The 1,672-nt window shown below is 67.2% G+C and carries 3 protein-coding genes; 1 reads left to right on the forward strand and 2 read right to left on the reverse strand.

Annotated features, from left to right (window positions below; genetic code table 11):
* Both VIR09_RS13375 and VIR09_RS13380 read right to left on the reverse strand, forming a co-directional pair.
* Positions 1–810: TRAP transporter large permease (locus VIR09_RS13375; protein ID WP_332013302.1), on the reverse strand; the 810-nt coding region annotated here is incomplete at its 3' end.
* Positions 807–1,316 (reverse strand): TRAP transporter small permease, encoded by a 510-nt coding sequence (locus VIR09_RS13380; RefSeq protein WP_332013303.1) that lies wholly within the window; start codon positions 1,314–1,316, stop codon positions 807–809. The genes VIR09_RS13375 and VIR09_RS13380, both read right to left, overlap by 4 nt.
* Before the next feature lie 234 nt (positions 1,317–1,550).
* Here VIR09_RS13380 and VIR09_RS13385 point away from each other — a divergent pair.
* The coding region (locus tag VIR09_RS13385) for a LysR family transcriptional regulator (RefSeq protein WP_332013304.1) at positions 1,551–1,672 on the forward strand (122 nt) is incomplete at its 3' end.

Consider the following 1,672-nt stretch of genomic DNA (forward strand, 5'->3'; position numbering starts at 1 on the left):
CAGGTCGCGCACCGTGATGGTGCGGTACACCACCATGCCGACGAACAGGCCGTAAAACACCGCCACCACGGCCGCCTCGGTGGGCGTGAACCAGCCGGCGCGCATGCCGCCCAGGATCAGCACCGGCGCGGCCAGGCCCCAAAGGGCTTCGCGCAGGCTCTTCCAGAACGGTGGGCGGGGCATGGTGGCTTCAAGCGCGCCCATCTTGTGCCTGCGTGCCATCCACACGGCGGGCACGATCAGCGCGATGCCGGCCAGAATGCCGGGGATCATGCCGGCGGCAAACAGCGCGGGCACCGAGGCGCCGGGCACCAGCACCGAGTAGATGATGAACGCGACCGACGGCGGAATCAGGATGTCGGTGGCCGCTGCGGCCCCCACCACGCTGGCCGAGAACGAGGGTGGATAACCCGCGCGCGACATGGCAGCAATCATCACTCCGCCCACGGCGGCCGCATTGGCCGGGCCGGAGCCCGAGATGCCGCCCAGGAACATGGCCACGGCAATGGCCACCAGCGGCAGCATGCCAGGGCCGCGCCCGACGATGGCGACGGCAAAGTTCACGAGGCGCAGCGCCACGCCCGAGCGATCGAAGATCGAACCGACCAGCACGAACATCGGAATCGCCAGCAGCGGGTATTTGCCCAGCCCGGCGTAGAAGTTCTGCGGCACGGCCAGCAGGCCGAACCACTGGCTTTCGGCATTGGCCAGCGCAATGGCGGCGGCGCCGGCCAGGCCCAGGGCGGCGCCAATCGGCACGCCCACAAACATCATGGCCAGGAAGGCCACGAACAGCAGGGTGGCGATCATGCCTGGAAGTCTCCGTGGTGCTCGGCGGGCGGGGCCTGGCGGCCACGGCGGATGAACAGACCAATGGCGCGCGCGGCAATCAGCGCCGAGATCACGGGCAGCCAGATCGAATACCACCACTGCGGCACGCCGATGCCCGGCGAGGTTTCGCCAAAGCGGTAGTCGTCCCACACCACGCGCACGCTCAGCACGGCGATCAGGCCAAACAGCAGGGCCACCATGAACGCACCAAACCGCGCCAGCAGCTTGCGGCGCTCATCAGAGCCGCCTTCGGCAAAGTATTCGATGCGGATGTGCTGGTCGCGCGCCACGGCGGCCGAACCGGCCACCAGCGCCAGCACGATCATCAAAAAGACCGAGATTTCTTCGGTCCAGGCAAATGACGAATTGGTGAAGTAGCGCACCAGCACATTGGCGAAGGTGATGAGGGCCAGCGCCGCCATCACGATCACCGTGAGCCAGTCTTCGATGCGCAGCGAGCGGGGGGAATTGTCTTCAGTCGCCATGGGCACGGACGCAGGAGCCGTCGGCCCGGGAGGGGAGGAGGGTGGCATGGGGGCAGGTTCTCAGGGAAACAAACATGGCGAATGCTGTCACTCTGCCCGGCAGTGTTGTGCACCAGGGGCCTGGACGGGGGCGGCGCTGTGTGCGCTGCTGCTGCATATTATGGAGCGTGTTGTTGTGCGCGCCCGCCGTCGCGCAGCCCGGCGGCGACGCCGGCACGCGCGGATAATGCGGCGATGGAAACCAAGTGGCTTGAGGATTTTGTCAGCCTGGCAGAGACGCGCAGCTTCAGCCGTTCCGCCCAGCTGAGGCATGTGACGCAACCGGCCTTTTCGCGCCGCATTCAGGCGCTGGAGGC

It is taken from the genome of Achromobacter sp., assembly GCF_036567245.1.
Classification (GTDB): domain Bacteria; phylum Pseudomonadota; class Gammaproteobacteria; order Burkholderiales; family Burkholderiaceae_B; genus Achromobacter.

Coding starts and splice junctions, on each gene's coding strand:
- VIR09_RS13380 (WP_332013303.1), bottom strand. CDS start 1,316: ATGGCGACTGAAGACAATTCCCCCCGCTCGCTGCGCATCGAAGACTGG.